Source organism: Pseudomonas sp. P5_A2_2, from assembly GCF_054177685.1.
On sequence record NZ_JBGCUL010000657.1, the window covers coordinates 1 to 2,555 of the forward strand.

Here is a 2,555-nt window from a genome sequence, read left to right on the forward strand (position 1 = left end):
ACCGACTGCGCATAATCACGGTGAGTCAGCGGAATCCCGGCGTAGGCCGCGCAACCGCTGGCCGCCGTGATCCCCGGCACCACCTGGAACGGGATGCCCTGGGCCGCCAGTTCTTCGATCTCTTCACCACCACGACCGAAGATGAACGGATCGCCGCCCTTCAATCGCACCACACGCTTGCCTTGCCTGGCCAGATCCACCAATTGCTGATTGATCTGATCCTGCGGCACCGCGTGATCGGCGCGACGTTTGCCAACGTAAACCCGCTCGGCGTCGCGACGGCACAGTTCGATAATCGCCGGCGCCACCAGGCGGTCGTATAACACTACGTCGGCTTGCTGCATCAAACGCAAGGCGCGGAAGGTCAACAGGTCGGGATCGCCCGGCCCCGCGCCCACCAGATAGACTTCGCCGGTTGCCACCGGCGCTTGGCCATCAATCTTCGCCTGCAACAAGCGCTCGGCTTCAGCGCCCTGCCCGGCCAGCTGGCGGTCGGCAATCGGTCCCTGGAAAACATCTTCCCAGAACGCCCGACGCTGCTGTACATCCGGAAACAGGCCTTTGACCTGATGACGAAAACGCGCCGCCAGACCAGCCAGGTGACCGTAGGTGGAAGGAATCCAGGTTTCGATCTTGGCGCGGATCAGACGTGCCAGCACCGGCGCATCGCCGCCGCTGGACACCGCGATGATCAGTGGCGAACGGTCGACGATGGCAGGGAAGATCACGCTGCACAGGGCTGGCGCGTCCACCACGTTGACCGGCACGCAACGCCGATGGGCATCGGCGGAGACTTGTGCGTTCAGCGCTTCGTCGTCGGTGGCGGCAATGATCAGCCCGCAACCGTCCAGGTCCGTTTCGGTGTAGCCGCGCAACAGGCACTCGCCACCGCTGCCGGCAACCAGTTCGCGCAGTTGTGCTTCGATTTCAGGTGCAACCACCCGCAGCAGCGCACCGGCATCGGCCAGCAGGCGGGATTTGCGCAAGGCAATCTCCCCTCCACCGACGACCAACACACGACTGCCGCGAAGGTTGTGAAACAGCGGCAGATAGTTCATTTAACCGATGACCTCGAKGCCACCCATGTACGGCTTCAGGACCTCAGGCACACGGATCGAACCGTCGGCCTGCTGATAGTTCTCCAGCACCGCCACCAGGGTACGACCGACTGCAAGACCGGAGCCGTTCAGGGTGTGCACCAGTTCCGGCTTGCCGGTTTCCGGGTTGCGGAAACGCGCTTGCATGCGGCGGGCCTGGAAGTCGCCGCAGTTGGAGCACGACGAGATTTCGCGGTACTTGTCCTGGCTCGGGATCCACACTTCCAGGTCGTAGGTCTTGACCGCGCTGAAGCCCATGTCGCCGGTGCACAGCGCCAGGGTGCGGTAAGGCAGTTCCAGCAGTTGCAGGACTTTCTCGGCGTTGGCGGTCAGGCCTTCCAGCGCTTCCATCGACTGCGACGGCTCGACGATCTGCACCATCTCGACTTTGTCGAACTGGTGCTGGCGGATCATGCCGCGGGTGTCGCGACCCGATGCGCCGGCTTCACTGCGGAAGCACGGCGTGTGGGCAACGAACTTGATCGGCAGCAGTTTCGAATCGACGATTTCGCCGGCGACGATGTTGGTCAGCGACACTTCGGCGGTCGGGATCAGATACAGGTCGGCTTCGCCTTCGCGCGCGATCTTGAACAGGTCTTCTTCGAACTTCGGCAGTTGACCGGTGCCTTGCAGCGCCGGTGCCTGGACCAGATAAGGCGTATAGGCCTCTTCGTAGCCGTGCTCGGTGACGTGCAGGTTGATCATGAACTGCGCCAGGGCACGGTGCAGACGGGCAATCGGGCCGCGCAGCAGGGCAAAACGGGCGCCGGACAGCTTGGCGGCGGTTTCAAAGTCCAGCCAGCCGAACTTCTCGCCCAGGGCCACGTGGTCCTGAACCGGGAAATCGAAGGCTGTCGGGGTGCCCCAGCGGCGCACTTCGACGTTGCCGTCTTCGTCTTCGCCGACCGGCACCGATTCGTGCGGCAGATTGGGGATACCCAGCAGGATCGAGTCCAGATCGGTCTGGATCGCGTCCAGTTCGACTTTACCGGCGCTCAATTCGCCCGCCATACGCTCGACGTCCGCCATCAGCGGCGCGATGTCTTCGCCACGCTGCTTGGCCTGACCGATGGATTTGGAACGCGCATTACGTTCAGCCTGCAGTGCTTCGGTGCGGGTCTGGACGGTCTTGCGCTGTTCTTCCAGCGCTTCGATGCGCGCAACATCCAGGGCATAGCCACGGGATGCCAGGCGGTCCGCTACGTCCTGAAGGTTGCTACGTAACAGTTTGGAATCGAGCATGTCGGTTTCTCGTTTATCAAAGTTTGGTCAAGGACAGGCCGGCCCAGGTTGCAAGCAGCCCGCCGAATACGCTGAGCGCCGCATAGCCCAGGGCCAGCGGCACCTGCCCGCTTTCCAGCAGGCGCACCGTATCCAGTGAAAAGGATGAAAAAGTCGTCAGCCCCCCGAGGAAGCCAACGATCAACCCGGCGCGAATCTCAAAAGGCACCTCCGGGC

The 2,555-nt window shown here is 62.9% G+C and carries 3 protein-coding genes; all 3 read right to left on the reverse strand.

Going from position 1 to position 2,555, the window contains the following annotated elements; translation table 11 throughout:
* On the reverse strand, positions 1-1,058 hold a 1,058-nt coding region (gene cysG, locus ACXRVY_RS23765; protein ID WP_458238402.1), incomplete at its 3' end, for a siroheme synthase CysG.
* The gene (serS, locus tag ACXRVY_RS23770; protein ID WP_458238403.1) at positions 1,059-2,339 is read right to left on the reverse strand and encodes a serine--tRNA ligase; all 1,281 of its coding nucleotides are present in this window, start codon (positions 2,337-2,339) and stop codon (positions 1,059-1,061) included.
* Between the two features lie 16 nt (positions 2,340-2,355).
* On the reverse strand, positions 2,356-2,555 hold a 200-nt coding region (gene crcB, locus ACXRVY_RS23775), incomplete at its 5' end, for a fluoride efflux transporter CrcB (RefSeq protein WP_458238404.1).